Here is a 25080-nt window from a genome sequence, read left to right as displayed (position 1 = left end):
ATTAACTTAACTCCTCCTTAGACGCTGTACCTTTTGGCATAAAATATTGCTGAGCCATTTGGAATCCATTACTTATAACCCAATATAATGTTAACCCTGCTGGAAAACTTCTTCCCCACCAAATAATCATAATAGGCATCATCATATTCATCGTTTTCATCATTTGATTTTGACCAGCTGCTCCCGTATTTGCAGTACTCATTGAAAAATACGTTGTAATACCTGCTAATAGAGGCAATATCCATGGATCTGGATTACTTAAATTTGGTATCCATAAAAAAGATTCGCTTATGGCTGTAAGAAATGTTGGATCCGCAATATATTGTGCTGGAGTTCTTAATACAGAAAACAATCCAAATATAATTGGGATTTGAACAAGTAATGGTAAACATCCACCCATCGGATTGATTTTATGCTCTTTATACAGCTCCATTGTTTTAATGTTAAGCTTTTCCTTATCATTTTTATATTTTTCCTGAAGCTCTTTGAGCTTTGGTTGTATCTTTGTCATTTCTCTTGTACTCTTTAATTGCTTCATAGTCAATGGTAATAGAAACAATTTTACAACTATTGTAAATACGATAATGGATATCCCATAATTTCCTATAAAATTATATAGATATAATAAAAGGTATCCCATTGGTTTAGCTAAAAAACGCATTAAAATTATTACCCCCTATTCTATTATTTTAAAGGGTCATATCCTCCTGAGTGAAAGGGATGACATTTTAAAATTCTTTTTATACTCATAAAAGTGCCTTTAATTGCACCATATTTTTCTAAAGCTTCTAATGCATATTGGGAACAGGTCGGATAAAATCTACAAGTTTGAGGTTTTAAAGGCGAAATATAATTTCTATATAATTTCACCATAACTATTAGTATTTCCTTCAAGATTTTTCACCTATTTCAATAATTTTGATTTTTTTAAAATATGCACCATGGCCTTTTCTACATCTTTATACGCTGCGTCTTTTATATTTGCTCTCGCAATAAAAATAAGATCATACCCACTTTGAATCTTTGGACTATATAAACGAAAAGATTCTTTCATTAATCTTCTTGCTCTATTTCTAATAACACTATTTCCAACTTTTTTACTAGCAATAAAACCTACTCGATTGTATTCTTGATTTTTCTTTAAATAGAACAATACTAAATATCGATTCGCTAATGAATTTCCTCTAGAATAGATCTTTTTGAAAGCACTATCTTCTTTTAATCGCAACGGTTGCTTCATGTTTTTTTCCTTCTTTCAAAATGTAAAAATTGCCTTTTCTCTTACTCTTTATTCGCATAAAGTAGCCACTTATAGAAAAAGGCCACTTTATGCGGCCTCTTATGCAGTCAAACTTTTTCTGCCTTTTAATCTACGTTTTTTTAGAATATTTCTTCCTGCTTTTGTACTCATTCTTTTTCTAAATCCATGCTCTTTCTTTCTTTGTCTTTTCTTTGGCTGATAAGTCATTTTCATTCCGAACACCTCCTTCAAAATGTAACGTATATATTAAAATGATCATATTTCTATCTAAAATGAGCATTTACTAAATAATTATAACTTTGTGTAGAAAATATGTCAAGAATATTATTAAAATGGCTTTTTGTGGATAAATTTATCACCAAATATTTTTGTTGTGGATAATTTTCGCCATATCATTGAAATCCTATTTTTTATTTGATATTATTAAATAAACTTGTTGATATGTGAAGAAATTATCAAAACTATTCACTTTTATACACAAGGTGTGGATAATTTTGTGTATAACTTATATGTCTTATGGGTGTTTTCTTTTTTTCTGTGTTTTTTTGCTTGTGAATATTTCTTTTTTAATTCCTATAAATTTGTGTACAATTATTTTTTGTTGCCCTTATATATTTTTTATTAATATATTATCCACAGGATTATTAATTTCCCAGTTTATAAAATTTATACAAAAGAAATTGATTTTTTTCATAAATCATCCACAATTTTTGTGGATATTTTGTGGATATTTGTTTTTTTACAGCAAAAAAATTTTTTTTCATCCAAAAACTTTCATTTCTATATGGCTATAAAATTTCATTTTGTAAGGAGGTCGTCTTATGAGCACCCAACTGTCTCAAGTATGGCAGCAAGCATTGAATTTAATCAAAACAGAACTCACAGAAGTCAGCTATAATACATGGCTTAAACCTATAGAGCCCTTAACAATGAACGGAAAAAATATTGTTTTAGCTGTGGCAAATGATTTTTCAAAAGGAATACTCGAAGCCAGATATGCAACACTTATTATCAATGCAATCAAACAAATCACTTCTGAAGAATATCATCTAGTTTTTACCGTTCCAGGAAGTGAAACTTATTTAAAAGCATCTCAAACTCAACCAAGTAATCAAAATAGCAAAGATTCATTTGAAACCCTTAACCTAAATCCCAAATATGTTTTTAGTACCTTTGTAATTGGCAATAGTAATCGTTTCGCCCATGCAGCATCTCTTGCCGTTGCAGAGGCACCAGCAAAAGCATATAACCCTCTATTTATATATGGAGGCGTAGGACTTGGAAAAACCCACTTAATGCATGCAATTGGTCATTTTATATTAGGTCAAAATCCAAATGCAAAGGTTGTATATGTTTCTTCAGAGAAATTTACAAATGAATTAATCAACTCTATAAGAGATGATAAAAATGAAGAATTTCGTAACAAATACAGACACGTTGATGTTTTGCTAGTAGATGATATTCAATTTATCGCTGGTAAGGAAAGAACGCAAGAAGAGTTTTTCCATACCTTTAATGCACTTCATGAAGCAAATAAGCAAATTATCATCTCTAGTGATAGACCTCCAAAAGAGATTCCAACCCTAGAAGATCGATTACGTTCTAGATTTGAGTGGGGACTCATTACAGATATTCAACCACCTGATCTTGAAACAAGAATTGCCATCCTTCGTAAAAAAGCGGACGTTGAAGGAATTGATGTTCCTAACGAAGTCATGCACTACATTGCAAAAAAAATTCAATCAAATATTCGAGAATTAGAAGGTGCATTGATAAGAATTGTAGCTTATTCTTCTCTTACAAATAAAGAAGTTACAATAGAGCTTGCAAGTGAAGCATTAAAGGACATTATTGCCTCTACTAAGCCTAAACAAATAACTGTGCCACTTATCAAAGAAGTAATAGCTGAAAATTTTAATATAAAATTAGATGACTTTAATTCTAAAAGAAGAACAAGATCTATTGCATATCCAAGACAAATTGCCATGTATTTATGTAGGGAATTAACAGATCTATCTCTTCCTAAAATTGGAGATGAATTTGGAGGTAGAGATCATACAACTGTTATCCATGCCCACGAAAAGATTTCAAAATCAATTGAATCTAATCCTGATTTTAAAATAAAAATAGATAATATTATTAAAGATATAAAAGGTAAATAATTCACAGTAGGCTGTGGTTAGTATCTTAATAAAGTGTTTATAATTATAATCCTCTAAATCATTCTATGAATATGTGGATAAATATATGCTAATTACTCACATTTTATCATTTCTTGTAATGATTTATTTTTCAACATTTATGACACTTATCAACAAATTCACAGCGCCTACTACTACTACTACTAAAAATTTATATTATATATATATGTTTTTATCAAAAGGAGGTTATCCACAATGAAGATCATTTGTAACCAACGAAAGTTATCCTCAAGCATAAATACTGTTCAAAAAGCAGTATCATCTAAAACTACCTTACCAATACTCAAAGGTATTTTATTAGAAACTTGTGGAAATCAATTAAAATTAGTTGGTTCAGATTTAGAAATAGGGATAGAAAATTATATAGAAGGCGAAATAATATCTTCTGGAGCAGTTGTTTTATCTTCAAGAATATTAGGTGATATTGTTAGAAAACTTCCAGATGCAGATATTGAAATAGAAGTAGATGATAATAATAATGCTATTATTAGATGTGAAAATTCTGAGTTTACACTAATTGGACAACCTGCTGTTGAATATCCAGAATTGCCAACAGTTGAAGAAGAAGATGCCTATAAACTGCCTCAGGATCTTTTAAAGAATATGATTAAACAAACTGTATTTGCTACATCAGTAGATGAAACCCGTCCAATTCTTTCTGGTGTTTTAATGGAGTTACAAGAAGAATCTATAAATATGGTGGCTTTAGATGGTTATCGACTAGCTTTAAGAAAAGCAAATGTAAAAAATACACTTAACCAAAAATCTGTTATTCCATCTAAAACATTGCATGAGATCAATAGAATTTTAACAGAAGAAGAAAATACAGATGTTGAAATCTTTTTTACAGATAAACATGTTTTATTTAATATGAATCAAACAAGAGTGATATCAAGATTATTAGAAGGAGAATTTATAAACTATCATCAAATTATTCCAAAAGAATATAAATCAAGAGCAAAAGTAAAAACAAAAAACCTATTAGATAGTATAGAGCGAGCTTCACTACTTGCAAAAGAAGGAAAAAACAATCTAGTGAAATTTTCTGTAAAGGATGAAACAATGAATATCACATCTAATGCAGAAATCGGAAAAGTATTTGAATCTGTTTCCATAGAGCTAGAAGGAGAAGATATTGATATTGGTTTCAATTCAAAATATTTCTTAGATGCATTAAAGATTATAGATAGTGAGGAAGTTTATTTAGAATTTACAACAAGTGTTAGTCCATGTATTGTAAAACCAGTAGATCATAGTAATTATACTTATCTGATCTTACCTGTTAGATTAGTAGGATAAGGGGAAGGAGTTCTCTGAGGTTTTGGAGAACTCCTTTTATACGATTAAAAACTTATCAATTCAAAAAACTGTGGATAATTTTTACAGATTTCTTAACAAGATCTTTATTTAACTTTATATTTGGAATTATAATGGCAGTGTTTGTTTGGAATAATAATGAAAAATCATATAAAAATGTGAATAATTATAAATAGGTGAAATGAAAAAGTAATATAATAAAGAATGTTCATAATAGATACCTAAAAACTAAACTTCATTAAATTTTGATGTTGTTTATTGATAGAATAGATATTATAAAATAAAAGGAGTGATTCATTGATGCTAGAAATAAAAATAGAAGGTGAATACATACAATTAGACAAAGCACTTAAGCTTGCAGCGCTAGTACAAACGGGTGGACATGCTAAGATAGTTATACAAGAAGGTTTAGTAAAAATCAATGGCGTTGTAGAGGTGAGAAGGGGAAAAAAATTAAGAGATGGAGATATGGTAGAATTAGAAGGAGAAAAATTTATTATAAGAAACTAAAGAAATGCTTTTCAATGGATTAAGTTGAAAGCGCAAGGGGTGCAGCAGGTGTATTTAGAAAGTTTAAAATTAATAAACTTTAGAAATTATAATCAGCTTACATTAAAATTTCATCCTAAGATTAATGTATTTGTAGGAGATAATGCTCAAGGGAAGACAAATATCTTAGAAGCTATCTATTTGACAAGTACGGCAAAATCTTTTCGAACCACTAAAGATCGAGAATTAATTAAATTTGATAAAGATCAAGCGTATATCAAAGTAGAAGCAAAAAAAAGATATACAGATACAATGGTAGAATTAAAGTTAGAAGAGGGTAAGAAAAAGCAAATTAAATTAAATAGAATTACTTTAAGTAAGAATTCAGAAATTCTTAATAATGTTTATGTAGTAGTTTTTTCACCTGAAGACTTAAAGTTAATCAAAGAAGGACCAAGTGAGAGAAGAAAGTTTATAGATCATGAAATATCTCAGATGAAACCAAGTTATTTTCATCATTTGAATGAGTATCAAAAGGTACTCATTCAGCGAAATCATTTAATAAAGAAAATAGTTCATAATAAAAAATATATGGATACCCTTGATATATGGGATGAAAAACTGATAGAATTAGGAACTAAGCTGATGATGGAAAGGTCAAAATTTGTTACAAGAATGAGTCCATTAAGCAGGCTGATTCATAGAAAGATTACAGAAAATAAAGAAAACATTGAAGTAAAATATATGAGTAGTATCGAATTAAAAAATACTTTTGAAGAGACAATAGAAAGTTTTAGGAAGGCCCTAAAAGGCTCTTTAGATGTGGATTTACAAAGAGGGACTACAACCTTTGGACCTCATCGAGACGATTTAGGTGTTTTTGTCAATGGGATTGATATAAGAAGTTTTGGATCACAAGGACAGCAACGGACTTCTGCCTTATCCTTAAAGCTTGCAGAAATTGAATTAATCAAAGGAGAGACCGGAGAGTATCCTATTTTACTCTTAGATGATGTTATGTCTGAATTAGATGTAAATAGACAAAAGTTTTTAATAAAGGCGTTAAGAGATGTTCAAATATTTATTACAACAACAGAAATTAACCATTTAAATGAACTTCGTGTAAACAAAGAATATATTTTTCATGTAGATCATGCAACGGTTCACAATGAATTTATATAAATTTTCTTTTATATCCTTCCATAAAAGGTTATAATATAATGTGGAGTAATTTTAAGGAGAGATTGATATGTTCCTTCATTTAGGCAAGGATGTGGTTGTGCCTATAAAAAATATAATAGGCATTATAGATATTGCTTCTATTGAAAAATCAAAGGATAGTAAAGCATTTTTCAAAATTTCAGAAGAAGAAGGTTTTGTACAAAAGATATCTGATGAAAAAATAAAATCTTGCGTCATTACTGAAGAACTTCAAAAAAAGGATAAAGGGGCACAAAAAATTGTGAAGACGGTTATTTATTATTCACCCATATCGTCCACAACCCTTCAAAAAAGAGCCAATTTTCTAGATGATATTCATAGTTCGGATGAAATTTATGTGAAATAGGTAAAAGCACCTATTAGAAATAGATAAACAAAACAGCGGGAAGATAATAATAAAGCTAGATTCGTAGCTTTTTTTATGTAAAAACAGATTTACAAGAGTAGGGGGTAGAAAAATGGCAGAAAAAATTAATAATGAATATGGAGCGGAGCAGATACAAGTATTAGAAGGCTTAGAACCAGTTCGAAAAAGACCAGGAATGTATATAGGTTCAACAGGACCAAAAGGACTTCATCATCTTGTATATGAAATTGTAGATAATAGTATTGATGAAGCACTAGCTGGATATTGTAATCATATAGAGGTTATGATTGGACAAGATAATTCCATCACTGTAAGAGATGATGGTAGAGGGATGCCAGTAGACCTTCATCCTAAAATGGGAAAACCTGCTGTAGAAGTCATTCATACAGTACTTCATGCAGGTGGAAAATTTGGTGGTGGAGGATATAAAGTATCAGGAGGTCTTCATGGTGTTGGAGCTTCTGTTGTAAATGCTCTATCAGAATGGATGGAAGTTGAAGTAAAAAGAGATGGAAAGATTTATCATCAGCGATATGAAAGAGGAAAAACTATTACAGAGCTTACTGTAGTAGGAGAGTCTCATGAAACAGGCTCTAAAACAATATTTTTACCAGATAAAGAAATATTTGAAGAAACTGTATTTAAGTTTGAAGTATTAGAGCATAGATTAAGAGAAATGGCCTTTTTAAATAAAGGAATTCGTATTACATTGACAGACGAAAGAGAAGAAAACCCTCGCGAGTTAGTATTCCACTATGAGGGTGGAATCAAAGAATTTGTAAAGCATCTAAATAAAAATAAGGATACGATTCATAAAAACATTATTTATTTTGAAAGAAAAAAGGAAACTGCTGAAGTGGAAGTAGCTATGCAATACACGGATAAATATACAGAAACTGTTTTTTCTTTTGCCAATAATATCAATACTCATGAAGGGGGAACACATCTTGTAGGTTTCAAATCAGCCCTAACTCGTGTAGTGAATGATTATGCTAGAAAAAATAATATCTTAAAAGAAAAGGATGACAATCTTACAGGAGAAGATATTAGAGAAGGGTTAACTTGTATTATTTCTGTAAAGCTTACGGAACCTCAATTTGAAGGTCAAACGAAGACAAAACTTGGAAATAGTGAAATGAGAGGAATCGTTGAGACTATTACAAGTGAAGGTCTTCAAATATTCTTAGGAGAAAACCCAACAGAGGCAAAAATAATTATAGAAAAATCATTAAAAGCAGCACGAGCAAGAGAAGCTGCTAGAAAAGCAAGAGAGCTTACAAGAAGAAAAGGAGCACTAGATGGGTTATCCCTTCCTGGAAAACTTGCAGATTGCTCTGAAAAAGATCCAACCCTTTCTGAAATATTCATTGTTGAGGGTGATTCAGCAGGAGGTTCTGCAAAACAAGGAAGAGATAGAGCAACCCAAGCTATTTTGCCACTTAGAGGTAAAATTTTAAATGTTGAAAAAGCAAGATTAGATAAAATACTAAATTCTAGTGAAATAAGAGCTATGATTACAGCCTTTGGATGTGGTATTGGAGATGAATTTGATATTAGTAAACTAAGATATCATAAAATAGTCATTATGACAGATGCAGATGTAGATGGAGCTCATATTAGTACATTGCTATTGACATTCTTTTATAGATATATGAAACCACTTGTTGATAAGGGACATGTATATATTGCACGCCCACCTCTTTATAAAGTAAAAAAAGGGAGACAAGAGCATTATGTTTATTCTGATGAAGAGTTAGATCAATTACTAAATGAAATCGGAAGAAATGGTATAGCACTTCAAAGATATAAAGGTTTAGGAGAAATGAATCCTGAACAATTATGGGATACAACTATGGATGCTCAAACAAGAACACTTATTCAAGTAAAAGTAGATGAAGATAATGAAGCAGCAGCAGATGAAGTTTTTACTATGCTTATGGGAGATAAAGTAAAGCCTCGTAGAGAATTTATTGAGGCAAATGCAAAATATGTAAGTAATTTAGATGTGTAGTGAGGGGGGAAATCCATGCTAGAAGAAAATAACAAAATTATTCAAGTTGATATAGAAGAAAAAATGAAAAATTCTTATATTGATTATGCCATGAGTGTAATTGTTGGTCGTGCTTTACCTGATGTAAGGGATGGTCTTAAGCCTGTTCATAGAAGAATACTATATGCAATGAACGAGTTAGGGCTAACACCAGAAAAACCACATAGAAAGTCAGCACGTATCGTTGGGGACGTTTTAGGTAAGTATCATCCACATGGAGATAGCTCTGTTTATGATGCAATGGTTAGAATGGCACAAGATTTTTCTACAAGACATTTATTAGTAAATGGACATGGAAACTTTGGTAGTATCGATGGAGATAGTGCAGCTGCCATGCGTTATACAGAAGCAAAGCTTACAAAATTATCTGTAGAGATGCTACGAGATATTGGAAAAGAAACTGTTGATTTTTCACCAAACTTTGATGAAACTTTAAAAGAACCAACTGTACTTCCAAGTAGATTTCCAAATCTATTAGTAAATGGGTCAAATGGTATTGCAGTAGGAATGGCTACATCTATTCCTCCCCATAATTTGGGTGAAGTTATTGATGCAACGGTAAAATTAATTGATGATCGAGAGGCAACTATAGAAGACCTTATTCAAATTGTAAAGGGGCCAGATTTTCCAACGGGTGCAACGATTATGGGAAAAGAAGCCATAAAAGAGGCCTATAGAACAGGACAAGGAAGAGTCGTAGTTCGAGCAAATGCTGAAATAGAGCAAACGGCAAAAGGTAGAAATCAAATTATCGTAACAGAGATTCCATATCAAGTAAATAAAGCAAGATTAATCGAAAAAATAGCTGATTTAGTAAGAGATAAGAAGATTGAAGGTATATCTGATTTAAGAGATGAAAGTGATAGAAAGGGTATGCGTATTGTTATAGAGTTAAAAAGAGATGCCAATCCCAATGTAGTACTCAATAAGCTTTATAAGCATACACAACTACAAGATACTTTTAGTATTATTATGATTGCTCTTGTGAAGGGACAACCTAAAATACTAAATTTATATGATCTAATATATTATTATTTAGAGCATCAAAAGGATGTTGTTACAAGAAGAACAAAATATGATTTAAGAAAAGCTGAAGATCGTGCCCATATATTAGAGGGATTAAAAATAGCACTTGATCATATAGATGCTGTAATCAAGTTAATCAGAGGCTCTAAAAATGTAGCAGAGGCAAAACAAGGATTGATGGAAACTTTCAGCTTATCAGAAAAACAAGCTCAAGCAATTCTTGATATGAGACTTCAAAAGCTTACAGGACTTGAAAGAGATAAGATTGAACAAGAATATGAGGAATTAATTAAACTCATTAATCATTACAAAGAAGTATTAGCAAATGAAAGACTTCTTTTAAATATCATCAAAGAAGAAATATTAGAAGTAAAAGAGTCTTACGATGATGATAGAAGAACAGCTATTGAAGCTGCAGCAGATGAGATTGATATAGAAGATTTAATAGACGAAGAAGAGGTTGCCATTACCTTAACTCACTTAGGATATATTAAAAGATTGCCTGCAGATACCTATAAAAGCCAAAAAAGAGGTGGAAAAGGGATCGCTGGACTTACTACGAGGGATTCAGACTTTGTAGAACATTTATTTATTACTTCAACCCATAACTATATTCTTTTCTTTACAAATAGAGGTAGAGTATATCGCTTAAAAGCATATGAAATTCCAGAAGCTAAAAGACAGGCCAAAGGAACTGCTATTGTAAATTTACTTCAGCTACTTCCTAATGAAAAAGTAACAGCTGTTATTCCTGTTAAAGAATTTGAACCAAGTAATTACTTAGTTGCAGCTACGCAAAAGGGAATTATCAAAAAGACAGATTTATCACAATTTGATACTTCTAGAAAATCAGGTTTAATTGCAATCAATTTAAGAGAAGATGATGAATTGATTAGCGTAAAACTTACAGATGGAGAAAAAGAGGTTATCATTGTAACAAAAGAAGGAAAATCTATCAGGTTCAAAGAAACAGATGTAAGAGATATGGGTAGAGCTGCAATGGGTGTAAAAGCAATTAATCTAGATGATGGCGACTATGTGGTTGCTATGGAATTAGTAGAGGAAGATGCTGATTTACTAGTTGTTAGTGAATATGGATTTGGAAAGAGAACTTCTCTTGAAAATTATAATATTCAATCTAGAGGTGGAAAAGGATTAATCACTTATAGTACAAAAGAAAAAACAGGTAAATTAGTAGGGGCTAAGGTTGTAAAAGATGATGATGAAGTCATGCTTATTAATATAAATGGTGTCATTATAAGATTAGAAGTAGAAGGAATATCTAGAATGGGTAGAAATACACAAGGGGTAACACTTATGAGAGTAGACCATGATAGCAATATTGTTTCTATTGCTAAAGTTGTTCAAGATGTAGAGGAAGAAGAATAAAAAAATAAAAAATACGCAAAGGTAAATTTACTTTTGCGTATTTTTAACATTGTTTAAATAAAGAAATATGGGGTAATATTAAAATAGAAAAATAAACGGAAAGGGGTTTTTATGTGTCTATTAGAATCGATAAAAGATATCATCAGGAAGAAAATTTATGGGTTTTAGGTATTACTGGAGAGATTGATATTTATACAGCAAGCGAGCTAAAAGAAACACTTATGGCCATGTTAGATGAACATAAAGAAAATATAAAAATAGACTGTGCGGAGTTAGGCTATATAGATAGTACAGGTTTAGGCGTTTTAATAGGGGCATTGAAGAGACTGAAAAAATATGATAAAAATATCATTATTGTAAATCCTAAAGCTAACGTTTCAAAGTTGTTCAGGATCACTGGATTAAATAAAATATTTATCATAGAAGGTGAATAAAATAATGATTACGATGAATAATTTAGAAAAGGTGGAGAAAAAAATGAGTGATCATTTTTCAATATCAGTCCCAAGTAAGCCAGAGTATGTAAATGTTGTTCGGTTAACGGCATCAGCTATTGCAAGCAGAATGGGTTTTAATATAGAGCAGATTGAAGATATAAAAGTTGCCATAGCAGAAGCTTGTACCAATGCAATTGAACATGGTTTATGTTACAATAATAATAACTTTCAGATAAGTTTTTTTGTAGACCCTGAAAAGTTAATGATTGATGTAATTGATCAAGGACATGGATTTGAGAGTAGTGAAGTTGAAGAACCAGATCTAGCAAATCCAAAAGAAGGAGGATTAGGGATATTTATCATTAAATCTTTAATGGATGAAGTAGAAATCTTATCAGATTTAGGAAAAGGCACAACCATGAAAATGATAAAATATCTAGGGGATGATATTTGATGGAGAACATAGGAAATATAGAAATAAATAGCGATACCAATTCCCTAAGTCAATTAAATGGAAAAGAATTATTCAAATTATATAAAGAAACTAATAACAAAGAAATTCGAAATGAGTTGGCCAATCGATATTTATATATAGCGGAGATTTTATCGAAAAAATTTGTAAATAAAGGGATAGACTATGAGGATATTTATCAAATTGCATCCCTTGGTCTTATTTTTGCTATTGAACGTTTTGATTTAAGTAAAGGATTTGAGTTTTCAAGCTTTGCAACACCTACAATCATAGGTGAAATAAAGAAGTATTTTAGAGATAAAGGCTGGGCCATAAGAGTGCCTAGAAGGATACAGGAGTTATCAAAAAAGGTAAATAATGCAAAAATTGTATTAACACAAAATCTGCAAAGAACTCCAAAAGTAATAGATATTGCAGATTATTTAGGATGTACAGAAGAACAAGTTTTAGAGGCCATGGAGGCAAGTCAGGTATATACTGCTAAATCTTTAGATTTAACCTATGATACTAGTGGGGATGATAAGGATGTTCAGCTTAAAGATTTGATTGGAGAAGAGGATAAATCCTTTGATGAAATAGAAAATAATGATTTTTTAAGAAAAAATATAAAAAAATTAAACGAGGCAGAAATAAAAATCATTAAACTTCGATTTTTTGAAAATAAAACACAATCACAAACAGCCAAATTATTAAGTGTATCTCAAATGACTGTTTCTAGGATGGAAAAGAAGATTATTGAAAAGTTTAGAAAAGAATTAAATAAAATGGAAACATCATAAGGGGGAAGAAAAAAGGTGTTTGAATGGAAAAGTGATTATAAAGTTCATATTGCTGAAATTGATCAACAGCACAAAAAACTTTTACAAATCGGGGGAAGACTTGTTGATTTATTAAAGCTAAAGGATGATATCGATCATTATGATGAAATTATAGAAATATTAAGAGAATTAAGAGAATATACAGAATATCATTTTGCCCATGAAGAAAAGCTACTAGAAAAATATGGATACCAACAGCTTAGAATACATAAAAGACAGCACAAATCTTTTGTCAATAAAATCATTCAATTAGAAAATCAGGATATTGATGAAAAACAAAAAGGCATTGAATTACATATGATAGAATTTCTTGCAAATTGGATAGAAAATCATATATTAAAAACAGATCATGAGTATGAAGATTTTCTTCATGAAAAGGATGTATATTAAATAAAACAGCCTATATCTAAAATTTTAGATATAGGTTTTTTTATGCTAGTAAAGGAAATTATTTTATAAATAGACAAGCTAGTTTTTTACAATTTAGAAATTGGATGATATTGACAAAAAATGATTAAGAAATTAAAATATAATTAATACTAATCTAAAAATTTAAAATATTCAATCAAATAAAAGGGGAGGATAGGATTTATTGAAAAGTTAATAGATTTTCAAAGGGGTTTGACAAAATAAAAATATGGGGGATATGTGTATGAGTATGACTTTTCCAATCTTTATGCAGCACTTAACCAATGGAATATCTTTAGGCAGTTTGTATGCACTTATTGCTATAGGATATACCATGGTTTATGGTATTTTAAGGCTGATTAACTTTGCTCATGGAGAAATTTTTATGCTTGGTGCATATGCAGCCTTTTATTTGATTACTTTAGTAGCATTGCCTTGGTATTTAGCTTTTATTGTTGCTATTATTGCTACTTGTCTATTTGGAATGCTTGTAGAGAGAGGCGCATACAGACCACTTAGAAACTCGCCAAGAATATCCGTTTTGATCTCTGCTATCGGAGCATCTTTTCTATTGCAAAATCTAGGAATTGTTATATTTGGTGGAAGACCAAAAGCTTTTCCGAGTATACCTATGTTTAACAATATTGTCAATATTGGTGGGGTATCTATTGTTAGTGTTACATTTTACATACCGATTATAACTATTGGTCTATTGATAGCTCTTGTTTATGTGATTAATCATACAAAGGTAGGAATGGCCATGAGAGCAGTATCGAAGGATTATGAAGCTGCAAGACTCATGGCAATAGATGTAGATAAAATCATATCATTAACCTTTGGAATTGGTTCATTACTTGCAGCTGTAGGTGGAATCATGTGGGGGTTAAAATTCCCATCCCTTATGCCTGTCATGGGGCTTATGCCAGGAACAAAATGCTTTATTGCTGCTGTTGTTGGAGGAATTGGAAATATTAGAGGGGCAGTTCTTGGAGGATTTATATTAGGCCTTTGTGAGATTATGATTGTTGCTTTTCTTCCTGCTTTAACAGGATATAGAGATGCTTTTGCATTTATTCTTTTGATTGTGATTTTATTAATCAAACCTACAGGGTTAATGGGCGAGACCCTAACAGAGAAAGTGTAGGTGAGAAAAATGAAAAAAGAGACTAAGTTAAATATTTTAGCCATTGTTATCTTTATTGGATTATTATTTGTTTTTAATAAAACCTTTGATTCCTATAAAATAAGGATTTTGAATTTGTGTGCTATTTATATTGTTTTAGGACTAAGTATGAACTTAATCAATGGTTTTACAGGACTTTTCACCTTAGGTCATGCAGGGTTTATGGCAGTAGGAGCTTATACATCAGCACTTCTTACTATGTCTCCTGCAATGAAGGAAATGAATTTTTTCTTAAAACCAATCGTTCCTTGGCTTGCAAATGTAGAGTGGCCTTTTCTTCCAGCTTTAATCATGGCAGGGGTTATGGCAGGGATTGTAGGATTTTTAATAGGAGCACCAATACTAAAGCTTCGAGATGACTATTTAGCTATTGCAACACTTGGGTTTGGGGAAATTTTAAGAGTAATCTTCACAAACACTCAGAGTTTAACCAATGGTGCTTTAGGGTTAAAAAGTGTACCAAATTATACAAATGTTTGGTGGAGCTTTGGAACAGCAATCTTTACAATTATTTTTATGGTATTTTTAATTAAAGGAAGCTATGGAAGAGCTTTAAAAGCCATAAGAGAAGATGAGATTGCAGCAGAAGCTATGGGAATCAATCTGTTTAAGCATAAGGTTATGTCTTTTGTAATGGGAGCATTTTTTGCAGGTGTAGGTGGCGCACTTCTTGGAAATCTTTTAGGAACAATAGATCCTATGATGTTTAGATTTATTTTGACATTTAATATATTGTTAATTGTAGTACTTGGAGGAATTGGAAGTATTACAGGGACAGTAATTTCAGCTGTAGTTGTTACAGTAGCTATGGAAGGACTCAGAGTATTAGATGGAGATATTGATATAGGGTCTTTTCATATTGAGGGAATCCCTGGTATGCGTATGGTTGTTTTTTCAGTACTTTTGATGCTTGTGATTCTATTTTACAATCAAGGACTTATGGGAACGAATGAACTTACTTGGAACAGAATATTAGGTAAAAAAAGACTGCAAAAATCATTAGAAAGGCAGGTGAAATAATGGGGATTTTAAGAGCTGATCATATAACCATGAGATTTGGTGGATTAGTAGCTGTATCAGAATTTGATATGAAATTAAATGAAGGTGAAATTGTAGGGCTTATTGGCCCTAATGGTGCTGGAAAAACTACTGCATTTAATATGATTACAGGCGTATATAAACCTAGTGAGGGGCATATTTACTTTAAACATAATAATAAAGCAATAAACATTACAAATTTAAGACCTGATCAAATTACAAAGCTTGGAATTGCAAGAACCTTTCAAAATATTCGGCTTTTTAAGGAATTATCAGTTCTTGAAAATGTAATGATTGCAAATCATTTAAGGTTAAAATCAAATGTATTTCAATCTATTTTTTCACCACTTATTTCTTCTGTTTTTCCTATAAAGCTTCATTACATAGAAGAAGAAAAGGAAATACTAGAAAAATCCATCAATCTATTAAAAACAGTAGGATTAGACGATGTTATGCATGAAAAAGCCTATTCACTGCCTTATGGAAAGCAAAGAAGACTTGAAATTGCAAGGGCATTAGCTACCAATCCAAAGATACTCCTTCTAGATGAGCCAGCAGCAGGAATGAATCCTCAAGAATCTTTGGAGCTTATGGAGTTTGTTGAAAGGATTAGAGACGAATTTAAGTTGACTATTTTTATGATTGAACACCATATGCAGGTTGTTATGGGAGTATGTGAAAGAATCTTTGTACTAGACCATGGGATAACAATAGCAAATGGAAGTCCTGTAGAAATACAAAATGACAATAAAGTAATTGAAGCTTATCTGGGGGTGGACTAAATGCTAAAAGTCGAAAACCTAAATGTGCATTATGGTGGAATTCATGCATTGCGAGGAATTAATATAGATATAGAAGAAGGAAAAATTGTTACACTAATTGGAGCAAATGGAGCAGGAAAAAGCTCTACCCTTAAAAGTATTATGGGAATCGTAAAAAAGAGTGAAGGGTCTATTACCTACAAAGGAGAGGATCTATCTAAATATAAAACAAAACAAATTGTGGAGAAAGGAATTATATTGGTTCCTGAAGGAAGACGGGTATTTCCAAATCTCACAGTAAAAGAAAATTTGATTTTGGGTGCGTATAGTAGAAATGATCAAGACGGTATAAAAAAAGATATGAAATGGATTTATGAGCTTTTTCCAAGGTTAAAAGAGAGACTATGGCAAAAGGCAGGTACATTATCAGGTGGAGAGCAGCAGATGTTAGCAGTAGGAAGAGGTCTTATGTCTAAGCCAAAGCTTTTGATGATGGATGAACCATCACTAGGATTAGCACCTCTACTGGTAAAGGAAATATTTAATATTGTAAGAGAAATTCATAAACAAGGGGTAACAATCCTTCTTATAGAACAAAATGCAAAGGCAGCCTTAGAGGTTGCAGATTATGGATATGTATTAGAAACAGGAGCTATTGTGCTAGAGGGAATTGGGAAAGAATTATTAAATAATGATGAAGTGAAGAATGCTTATCTTGGAGAAGCAAAATAAATAAGCTGAGAATTCTTTTATAAAAGAGAATTCTCGTTTTTTTATGTTTATATGGATTAAAATTTGCAAATACTTTCTATAAAGATTATATAGAAAGTAGGTTAATCATTTGATTAAAACAGTAGAAAATTTGAAGATCAAAGAAATACCAGGGATCAATCTGGTGGAGAAAGAATTGTATGAACTATTACAAGGAAGTCATGAAAATACTTATAATATTTGTAAAAGATTGATTACCTCAGGTGGAAAGAGAATACGTCCTGCTCTTGTTCTCTCTACTGCAGGGTGTTTTGGAAAGGTAACAAAAGAAGCTATACAGGCTTCAGCAGCTTGTGAATGTATTCATATGGCATCTTTAGTTCATGATGATATTATTGATGAATCTACTATGAGACGAGGTACATCTACAGTCAACGATGAAAAAGGGAATCATACAGCTGTATTAGTAGGAGATTATTTATTTGCAAAAGCTTTTGAAATTCTTTCAAAAAATAAACTTGTAAAAAGTATGGAAGTAATCGTTGATGCTATTAGCAAAATGTGTGATGGAGAAATTTTTCAATCAGAAAACTTATTTAATCTAGATCAAACACGTGAAGATTATTATCATCGTATCTATCAAAAGACCGGTGTATTAATTGCTACATGTACCCAAGTAGGAGCTATTACAGCAGGTGCAGATGAAGAACAAATAAGAGCTTTTCGAATTTATGGAGAAAATTTAGGATATGCCTATCAAATCATAGATGACATTTTAGATTTTAAAGGAGATGAAAAAATATTAGGAAAGCCAGTGGGAAGTGATTTAAAAGAAGGGAATATTACCTTACCTATATTAAAATTAATACAGGATAAAGAATATAAAGATTGGATAAAGAAAATAATTAAAAAAGGTGATATAGAAGAAAATTATAATCAAATTTTGAGACTTTTAAAAGAAAGTTATGCTTTAGAGGAAGCTTTTGGTGAAGCAAAAAATTGTGTAGAGAATGCAAAGCAATCATTAGATTGTATAGAGGATTCTATTTATAAGGATATGCTCTTAAATATTGCTAATCAGGTATTGACACGGAAGAATTAACCCCTTGGTTTGGTCGAGGGGATTTTTTATGTAGTACTTAAATTAAATTGATAAAATTAAGCCTATATGAGATAATAGGAAAAAATGGAAAATATGAAAATGAAATGGGAGAGCGTGATGAAAGCGGGAATGATTGGGTCTGTTTTATTTACTACATGCGTACAATTACTCAATACTGTATTATTAATAGGGTTTGTATGGGGAATTTTTTATTTGATTTTTAGGTTACCTAAAAAGTTATCAAAGATGTCAAATAAGATTGAGTATTTAGAGAAAGAGTTAGAGAAAATTAAAAAACAATTAAATGAAAAATAAGTAATATTTATAAATAAGGAGTTAAGGAGATGAATAAAATGAAGGTTTATTTTAAAGATCTTTTGATGATTTTATTAATAAGCACATTAACAATAAGTTTAGTAGGTTGTAAGGGAACATTAAAAGCAGGAGTTATAAAGAATGAAGAGAAGGTAGAAACACAAGAAAATAAAAAAAATGAACAAGTAGAACAAGTAAAAGAAAAGATTGATTCTTTATGCAATCAATTAATAGATGCTGATGAAGAAAATATTCATAAAGCTTTAAAAGATTTTAAAGAAAACACATTAGAAAATATAGAAGATATGTATTTTGCAAAAGAAGATTCAAAAAAATTCTATACATATCCTGTCATTGAAGATTTACCAGAGGATTATGATCCTAGAAAAAGACCTTGGTATGAAAAAGCTAAAGAGGATGAATACTATATAGATGAATTCTCGAATAAGGTAACAGGTAAAAAAATAATTGCAATATCAAAGGCTATATACAAGGATGAAGTATGCATTGGAGTAGTAGGGATAGACTTAATAGAAGAAGAAAAGAATTGAATACCATAATAAAAAAGTATATAATGAAAAAAACAATATTTATCAATAAAGCAATGACGAAGAGTAGTACATATAAAAAAGGTTACAGCGATTTGGGGATGGTGCAAGCCCAAGACCAATATTTATATGGAATGGACTTCGGAGCGTAAATCTGAAAATTTAGTAGGATTTAACGGATATCCACCGTTATGGGATCAAGAGGACATTTGTCAATTAGAGTGGTACCGCGGGATTAACTCGTCTCTATTATTAAAATAGAGGCGAGTTTTTTGAATACAATTTTAAACATTATAAAAAATTATATAGAAAAAAATAGGAGGAAAAAATAATGGATGAGAGAAAAGTCATATTTAGTGGTGCACAACCTTCAGGGAAATTAACCCTTGGAAATTATCTAGGAGCATTAAAAAACTGGGTAGCACTTCAAGATGAGTATAATTGCTATTACTGTATTGTGGATTTACATGCAATCACAGTACCTCAAGATCCAAAGAATTTAAGAAAGAACACTATCGATGCATTGGCTCAATATATAGCATGTGGATTAGATCCAGAGAAAAGCACAATTTTTATTCAATCTCATGTAAGTGCTCATGCAGAACTAAATTGGGCATTAAATTCTATTACTTATATGGGTGAGTTGAATAGAATGACTCAATTTAAAGAAAAATCTAAAAAGAATGAAGCAAATCTAAATGGAGCATTGTTTACTTATCCAGTATTGATGGCTGCTGATATTTTATTATATCAAGCAGATCTTGTACCTGTTGGGGAAGACCAAAAACAACATTTAGAATTAGCTAGAAATTTAGCTCAAAGATTTAATGGAAAATATAGTGATACTTTTAAAGTACCAGATCCTTATATTCCTAAGGTAGGGGCTAGAATTATGAGTCTTCAAGAACCAACAAAGAAAATGTCCAAATCCGATGACAATGTAAATGGATTTATAGGATTAGTTGAAGATGGAAATTCTATTGCAAAAAAAGTAAAAAGAGCTGTAACAGATTCACTAGGAATTGTAAAATGTTCAGATGAGCAACCTGGAGTTAAAAACTTATTGAATATATATTCTAAGCTTTCAGGAAAAAGTGTTGAAGAGATTGAAAGGATGTATGAAGGAAAAGGATACGGAGATTTTAAAAAGGATACTGCTGAAGTTGTTGTAGAAGGATTAAGACCTATAAGAGAAAAGTACGAGGATTTGTTAAAAAATAAGGATTACTTAGAGAGTATTTATACAGAGGGAGCAGAAAAAGCAGAAAGAGTTGCTAGAAAAACATTAAGAAAAGTTTATAAAAAGGTTGGATTTATTCCAAGAAAATTTGTATAGAAAAAAATAACAGATGGAGACATCTGTTATTTTTTAACTGATGGAAGGAATATAAAGGAATATATGGAATTATAAAAATAATACAATGAAATAGAAAGAAGGAAAAAGATATGGCCTATTATGATTTTGAAGGGTATAAAATATTTTTTGATGTAATAGGTGAAGGACGACCACTTATTATGCTTCATGGAAGTACAGGAGCTTCAAAAATGCTAGAAGAAGAGGCTTTATTTTATTCTAAATATTTTAAAGTGATTTTATTAGATTTGATAGGACATGGAAAATCAGAAAGATTAGATCAATTTCCAACAGATTATTGGAGATATAATGCTAAAATCGTTTATGGTCTTTGTAAATATTTGAATATTGAAAAAAGTAATCTATTAGGTACGAGCGGAGGGGCAATTGTAGCATTAAATGTGGCAATAGATTTTCCTGAAATTGTAGATAAAGTGATTGCAGATAGTTTTGCAGGAGAGTGTATGACAAGAGAAGAAGCCTATAAAATAAAGAGAGGTAGAAAAATAAGTAAAAACTCAGGGATCAAAACCTTTTGGGAAGCTATGCATGGTTTAGATTGGCAAAAGGTTGTAGATGCAGATAGTCATATGCTTGTTGATTTTTCGGCTAATATAGAAAATTATTTTTATTATAAGCTTGACCATATAAAAAGTCCTGTATTGCTTACAGGAAGTCTACAGGATGATATTATTAAAAATATTGATAAAAAAATATGCAATGCTGCAAAAAAAATAAGGAATAGTATTACTGTATTTTCATCTTTAGGAAGTCATCCTTTGATGTTAAGTAATAGTGAATTCTTTAGAAAATTGGCATTGAAGTTTTTAAATAATGAGATTTTTAGTTAAACTTAGTGATGAAGGAAATATTTATCCTAATATATTTTTTCTTCTTAATAATTTGCAAGAAGCATGTAGAATATTTGTATTAAAAGAGGTGTTTCTCAATATTTTTTTAGAAATATTTCTCTCTGCTTCAAAATTTGTTTTTGGGTCAGAAAGATACATGGACAAAAGACCCTCTATGACGGTTATGTGAAACAATGGATTTTGCAAAGATAAAGCTTTATTAAGAGATTGTTGTAAAAAATATAGGAGTCTTTTTTCTTTTGTTATATCATCTTTATAGTAAGATACAAAATTTAAATCTCCTGTAGCTAGATCTTCTCTTTCATCAATAAAATAATCTAGTAAAATATGAAGGCCACAGATATAAGGAAAATAGGCATCCATTACATTTTTTACTGTTTTTTCATCTGAATTTTTATCTGTACTGAGGGCACAAAGTAGAAACATTCCTAGGGTTGAACCTGCAGCTGCAGAAAATTCCCATGTGGATAGGTTTTTATATAAATGAAGATAGTTATTTGCCCAGTCATCCATTGCCTGTTCTCTTTTATTTTTTGCTATATGCTTATAGCTTTGCATTTCACTATATAATTTTCCTAAAAATAAAAGATCTTTTTGAACCAAATGAAAATTTGGAAGTGTTTTGAGATAATCTTTACATGTTTTTACTAATAGATAGAGATAATTTCCATCATCTTTATAAGGATAATCCTTATAATAATTATGAAAAATAGGATTTGGCTGTAAGCTATCTGTAATGGCATGATGAAGTTGTAAAAAGGATTTTTCATTTTCTACACCTACTCGATCACATAGATTATCAAGATAATCACTAATTGTTTGAAGAGCTACAATAAACCTAAGGAGTTCTTTATTGACATGGCCATAGTATAAACTATAAATACATCCTCCTTGGGCATGAAAAGTTTTCTTTTGTATACTGGAAATAGCCTGATAAGATAATACTTCATTAGGGATTTTAGTGGCTTGTTTTTTCCAGAAATGTAATTCTTTTTTTACTTGTGGGAATACTTTTTTTACAAAATTGTAAATAGTTTTTGTTTGATAAATAGATTTATGCATAGTGATCCTTCCTTTATTGATAAAAGTAGTTTTTGTTGATGGAACCTTTAAATTGATAAGTATATTTTGTATTTTTAACATAGATGATTTATTTTAAAACAAATAAATGTAAATCCATGCTATTATAAGGATAATAGATTATTTTTAGGGGCGGATTTTATGTATACGTTAGAAGAAGTGAAGGCTTTTGTTTATGGATGTAAAAAATGCAAACTTTATAAAGGAAGAACAAATGTTGTTTTTGGACAAGGTAATAAAAATGCAGATATTATGTTTATTGGGGAAGGACCTGGATACTACGAGGATCAAGAAGGAGTAGCTTTTATAGGCCCAGCAGGACAGCTCCTTACCAAAGCTATTGAAGGTATAGGATTTACACGAGATGAGATATATATTGCAAATATTGTAAAATGTAGACCTCCAAACAATAGAAATCCTGAGATAGATGAAATGAAAGCATGTATTCCTTATTTGAGATGGCAGGTAAAACTCATAAAGCCTAAAATTATTGTATGTTTAGGGAAGATAGCTGCTAATAATATTATTGATGCTAATTTAAGAATTACAAGGGATAGAGGAAAGTGGTGTTGTAAAAAAGATGTATGGATGATACCAACTTTTCATCCTTCAGCTGTACTTCGCGATGTGCTTAAAAAAAGACCTTTCTGGGAAGACTTTAAAAAAGTGAAAGAAAAATATGAAGGTTTAAAGGATGAAGAAAATAAATAGATTAGAAATGATATAAGGAAGGGTTGTTTGTATTGAAGGAAAAGGAAATAGAAGAACTGAATAAAAAAATAATAGGCGAAAATAAAGATCAAGAAATTGTATTAGGAAATGGAAGTGTTCATAGCACCATGATCCTTATAGGAGAAGCACCAGGAGCAAAAGAGGTAGAAGCAAAGTTGCCCTTTGTTGGTCAGGCTGGAAAACATCTTGAAGAGTTTCTTAATATTTTAGAATTAGATAGAAAAGAACTTTATATTACGAATACGGTGAAGTTTAGACCAACGAGGATCAGCAGTAAAACAGGAGGAAAAATCAATAGAGCTCCATCTAAAAAGGAAATAGAAAGTTTTAAAGAATATCTTTTTGATGAAATTGATATGATAGGACCTAAAGTAATTGTTACTCTTGGAAATGTTCCATTAAAGACTATCATAGGGAATGAAAATGCTAAAATTGGAGATCTTCATGGAAAAAATGATAAAGTGAATATAAAAAATAGGGAGTATAATTTATTCCCCTTATATCATCCTGCAGCAGTAATCTATAGAAGAGAATTGAAGGAAGTATATATGGAGGATTTAAAGAAGTTAAAGAATTTTAAAGAAAGAATCATAAAAGACTAATACATAGCTTCATATATGAGATTATTGATCTAATCTAAAAACTTTTAGAACTTTAAGAATAAAATAGCTGAAGAAAATTTAGATGAAAGGCATAAGTCTATCAGCGTATGAGTGATGTGCAATTAAATATAGAGTAAAAAAGACAACTCTACTAAGGTTAGAAAAAGAGTTGTCTTCTTATGTTTTTGTTGTAAAGAAAAATTTAAAATTTTGTTCCTAATAAAATAATTTTTATAAAAATATCAGCTCGAATATTGTATAATTTTGTTAAGGTCTATACAATATTATCTATTCTATAAACCATAATGAAATTAAAGAGGTGGTGATTTATATTGAAAAAAAATAGTTTAGCAATATTGATATGTTTCATTTTTTTAGGAATACTTGTTTCAGCTCAATTTAAAATTGTAAATCAATTAACAAAAGGCAAAATTTCAGCGACAGAAGCAACAAAATTAGAACTTGAACTTCAAAACTTACAAGGAGAAAGAAAAGATTTATTAAACCAATTAAACTCATTAGATCATGTAATAGCCCAATATGAAAATTATGAATCTGAAAAAGATATTTTTATAAAAGAAATAAAAAATGATATGGATCAATATAAATTAATCAATGGGCAAACAAATGTGAAAGGACCTGGAATTATAATAAAATTTAAGAATTCAGAATTATATAGAGATATAGATATGTCATCTTATTATCCTGAATATTTATTAGCAATAATAAATATTTTAAATGCATCTGACGCAGAAGCTATTTGTATAAACGATGAAAGAATTATTTCGACTACAGGAATTACTTTTTTAGCAGATAAAAATAAGTTAATGATCAATGAAAAAGAAATGATTCCTCCCTTTGAAATAAAAAGCATCGGAAATCCAGATAAATTAGAATCTATCTTGAACATTAAGTATGGATTAATATGGAATATTCATAAAGAAAATATTTTTGAGCTAGAAATAGAAAAAAGAAATGATATAGAAATCCGTAGATGTAGCAAAAAAATAGAACTAAAATATACAAAACCATCAGAAAAAACTGTAACAGAGAAGGTTTATCAAAGGAATTAAAAAACTTTTGAAATACCCTATATGCCACAAAAACAGTAGATTATTATTATTCAAAAATATAATTAAGGTAATGGTTAAACTCATGAATGATTAGATCATGAGTTTTTTTATGTGATTCTTTCGTTTAAGGGTTAAAGAATTTTGTTTAAATATAGAACTTAATGTATGATAACCCAAAAAAAGTAAACAATAAAAAATAGATGCTGAAATAATCTTATATATAGATGAAAACAATAAAAAAGGATATTGATAA

The 25080-nt window shown here is 30.4% G+C and carries 28 protein-coding genes and 1 other annotated feature; of the genes, 23 read left to right on the top strand and 5 right to left on the bottom strand.

The window, feature by feature from the left end; all coding sequences use genetic code 11:
* Position 1: 1 nt before the first annotated feature.
* The 4 genes from K7H06_RS18965 to rpmH form a co-directional block, all read right to left on the bottom strand.
* Positions 2-661 carry a YidC/Oxa1 family membrane protein insertase gene (locus tag K7H06_RS18965; RefSeq protein WP_223037560.1) on the bottom strand — a complete coding sequence of 220 codons (660 nt, stop codon included), beginning with the start codon at positions 659-661 and terminating at the stop codon, positions 2-4.
* A gap of 23 nt (positions 662-684) precedes the next feature.
* Positions 685-894, bottom strand: a complete 210-nt coding sequence (gene yidD, locus K7H06_RS18960) for a membrane protein insertion efficiency factor YidD (RefSeq protein WP_223037559.1) — start codon at positions 892-894, stop codon at positions 685-687.
* 10 nt (positions 895-904) lie between these two features.
* Entirely contained in the window at positions 905-1240 is a 336-nt protein-coding gene (gene rnpA, locus K7H06_RS18955) for a ribonuclease P protein component (RefSeq protein WP_223037558.1), read from the bottom strand.
* 99 nt (positions 1241-1339) lie between these two features.
* A complete protein-coding gene (gene rpmH, locus K7H06_RS18950) occupies positions 1340-1474 on the bottom strand; it encodes a 50S ribosomal protein L34 (RefSeq protein ID WP_223037557.1) in 135 nt (44 codons plus the stop codon).
* A 608-nt stretch (positions 1475-2082) separates the two neighbouring features.
* Here rpmH and dnaA point away from each other — a divergent pair.
* From dnaA to K7H06_RS18850, 20 genes are all read left to right on the top strand, one after another.
* Positions 2083-3423, top strand: a complete 1341-nt coding sequence (gene dnaA / locus K7H06_RS18945) for a chromosomal replication initiator protein DnaA (RefSeq protein ID WP_223037556.1) — start codon at positions 2083-2085, stop codon at positions 3421-3423.
* A gap of 234 nt (positions 3424-3657) precedes the next feature.
* Positions 3658-4761, top strand: a complete 1104-nt coding sequence (gene dnaN, locus K7H06_RS18940; RefSeq protein ID WP_223037555.1) for a DNA polymerase III subunit beta — start codon at positions 3658-3660, stop codon at positions 4759-4761.
* A 318-nt stretch (positions 4762-5079) separates the two neighbouring features.
* On the top strand, positions 5080-5289 hold the full coding sequence (locus K7H06_RS18935; protein ID WP_223037554.1) for an RNA-binding S4 domain-containing protein: 210 nt from the start codon (positions 5080-5082) through the stop codon (positions 5287-5289).
* A 48-nt stretch (positions 5290-5337) separates the two neighbouring features.
* Positions 5338-6450, top strand: coding sequence for a DNA replication/repair protein RecF (gene recF / locus K7H06_RS18930; protein ID WP_223037553.1), 1113 nt, complete (start codon positions 5338-5340; stop codon positions 6448-6450).
* Between the two features lie 67 nt (positions 6451-6517).
* On the top strand, positions 6518-6835 hold the full coding sequence (gene remB / locus K7H06_RS18925; RefSeq protein WP_223037552.1) for an extracellular matrix regulator RemB: 318 nt from the start codon (positions 6518-6520) through the stop codon (positions 6833-6835).
* 112 nt (positions 6836-6947) lie between these two features.
* The gene (gene gyrB, locus K7H06_RS18920; RefSeq protein WP_223037551.1) at positions 6948-8867 is read left to right on the top strand and encodes a DNA topoisomerase (ATP-hydrolyzing) subunit B; all 1920 of its coding nucleotides are present in this window, start codon (positions 6948-6950) and stop codon (positions 8865-8867) included.
* 15 nt (positions 8868-8882) lie between these two features.
* Positions 8883-11321 carry a DNA gyrase subunit A gene (gene gyrA, locus K7H06_RS18915; RefSeq protein ID WP_223037550.1) on the top strand — a complete coding sequence of 813 codons (2439 nt, stop codon included), beginning with the start codon at positions 8883-8885 and terminating at the stop codon, positions 11319-11321.
* A 113-nt stretch (positions 11322-11434) separates the two neighbouring features.
* Positions 11435-11755 (top strand): STAS domain-containing protein, encoded by a 321-nt coding sequence (locus K7H06_RS18910; protein ID WP_223037549.1) that lies wholly within the window; start codon positions 11435-11437, stop codon positions 11753-11755.
* 4 nt (positions 11756-11759) lie between these two features.
* Positions 11760-12212, top strand: coding sequence for an ATP-binding protein (locus K7H06_RS18905; protein ID WP_246637581.1), 453 nt, complete (start codon positions 11760-11762; stop codon positions 12210-12212).
* Entirely contained in the window at positions 12212-13009 is a 798-nt protein-coding gene (locus K7H06_RS18900) for a SigB/SigF/SigG family RNA polymerase sigma factor (protein ID WP_223037548.1), read from the top strand. Before K7H06_RS18905 ends, K7H06_RS18900 begins: the two co-directional genes overlap by 1 nt.
* Before the next feature lie 15 nt (positions 13010-13024).
* Positions 13025-13438, top strand: a complete 414-nt coding sequence (locus tag K7H06_RS18895) for a bacteriohemerythrin (RefSeq protein WP_223037547.1) — start codon at positions 13025-13027, stop codon at positions 13436-13438.
* Between the two features lie 268 nt (positions 13439-13706).
* Complete coding sequence (locus tag K7H06_RS18890) at positions 13707-14600, top strand: branched-chain amino acid ABC transporter permease (RefSeq protein WP_223040086.1); 894 nt, start codon at positions 13707-13709, stop codon at positions 14598-14600.
* 9 nt (positions 14601-14609) lie between these two features.
* The gene (locus K7H06_RS18885) at positions 14610-15659 is read left to right on the top strand and encodes a branched-chain amino acid ABC transporter permease (RefSeq protein WP_223037546.1); all 1050 of its coding nucleotides are present in this window, start codon (positions 14610-14612) and stop codon (positions 15657-15659) included.
* The gene (locus K7H06_RS18880) at positions 15659-16459 is read left to right on the top strand and encodes an ABC transporter ATP-binding protein (protein WP_223037545.1); all 801 of its coding nucleotides are present in this window, start codon (positions 15659-15661) and stop codon (positions 16457-16459) included. Before K7H06_RS18885 ends, K7H06_RS18880 begins: the two co-directional genes overlap by 1 nt.
* Positions 16460-17170: an ABC transporter ATP-binding protein gene (locus K7H06_RS18875; RefSeq protein WP_223037544.1), complete on the top strand. Its 711-nt coding sequence runs from the start codon at positions 16460-16462 to the stop codon at positions 17168-17170.
* A 109-nt stretch (positions 17171-17279) separates the two neighbouring features.
* Complete coding sequence (locus K7H06_RS18870) at positions 17280-18251, top strand: polyprenyl synthetase family protein (RefSeq protein ID WP_223037543.1); 972 nt, start codon at positions 17280-17282, stop codon at positions 18249-18251.
* A 117-nt stretch (positions 18252-18368) separates the two neighbouring features.
* Positions 18369-18566, top strand: a complete 198-nt coding sequence (locus K7H06_RS18865; protein ID WP_223037542.1) for a Z-ring associated ZapG family protein — start codon at positions 18369-18371, stop codon at positions 18564-18566.
* A gap of 29 nt (positions 18567-18595) precedes the next feature.
* The gene (locus tag K7H06_RS18860) at positions 18596-19117 is read left to right on the top strand and encodes a cache domain-containing protein (RefSeq protein WP_223037541.1); all 522 of its coding nucleotides are present in this window, start codon (positions 18596-18598) and stop codon (positions 19115-19117) included.
* A 44-nt stretch (positions 19118-19161) separates the two neighbouring features.
* Positions 19162-19365, top strand: a binding site (T-box leader).
* Positions 19366-19445: 80 nt separating this feature from the next.
* Positions 19446-20450: a tryptophan--tRNA ligase gene (gene trpS, locus K7H06_RS18855; RefSeq protein WP_223037540.1), complete on the top strand. Its 1005-nt coding sequence runs from the start codon at positions 19446-19448 to the stop codon at positions 20448-20450.
* Between the two features lie 110 nt (positions 20451-20560).
* Complete coding sequence (locus tag K7H06_RS18850; protein ID WP_223037539.1) at positions 20561-21319, top strand: alpha/beta fold hydrolase; 759 nt, start codon at positions 20561-20563, stop codon at positions 21317-21319.
* 21 nt (positions 21320-21340) lie between these two features.
* Here the strand turns inward: K7H06_RS18850 and K7H06_RS18845 are convergent, their stop codons facing one another.
* A complete protein-coding gene (locus K7H06_RS18845) occupies positions 21341-22402 on the bottom strand; it encodes a tetraprenyl-beta-curcumene synthase family protein (protein ID WP_223037538.1) in 1062 nt (353 codons plus the stop codon).
* 159 nt (positions 22403-22561) lie between these two features.
* Between K7H06_RS18845 and K7H06_RS18840 the strand changes: the two genes are divergently transcribed.
* The 3 genes from K7H06_RS18840 to K7H06_RS18830 all read left to right on the top strand — a co-directional run bounded on the left by K7H06_RS18840 (position 22562) and on the right by K7H06_RS18830 (position 24827).
* Positions 22562-23131, top strand: a complete 570-nt coding sequence (locus K7H06_RS18840; RefSeq protein WP_223037537.1) for a uracil-DNA glycosylase — start codon at positions 22562-22564, stop codon at positions 23129-23131.
* A gap of 32 nt (positions 23132-23163) precedes the next feature.
* Positions 23164-23754: a uracil-DNA glycosylase gene (locus K7H06_RS18835; protein ID WP_223037536.1), complete on the top strand. Its 591-nt coding sequence runs from the start codon at positions 23164-23166 to the stop codon at positions 23752-23754.
* A gap of 332 nt (positions 23755-24086) precedes the next feature.
* A complete protein-coding gene (locus K7H06_RS18830; RefSeq protein ID WP_223037535.1) occupies positions 24087-24827 on the top strand; it encodes a DUF881 domain-containing protein in 741 nt (246 codons plus the stop codon).
* Positions 24828-25080: the final 253 nt, after the last annotated feature.

The sequence above is a fragment of the Crassaminicella profunda genome (genome assembly GCF_019884785.1).
Classification (GTDB): Bacteria; Bacillota; Clostridia; order Peptostreptococcales; family Thermotaleaceae; genus Crassaminicella; species Crassaminicella profunda.
The sequence above is the reverse complement of the archived record's forward strand: the minus strand, read 5'-3'. Positions and strand labels throughout refer to the sequence as shown.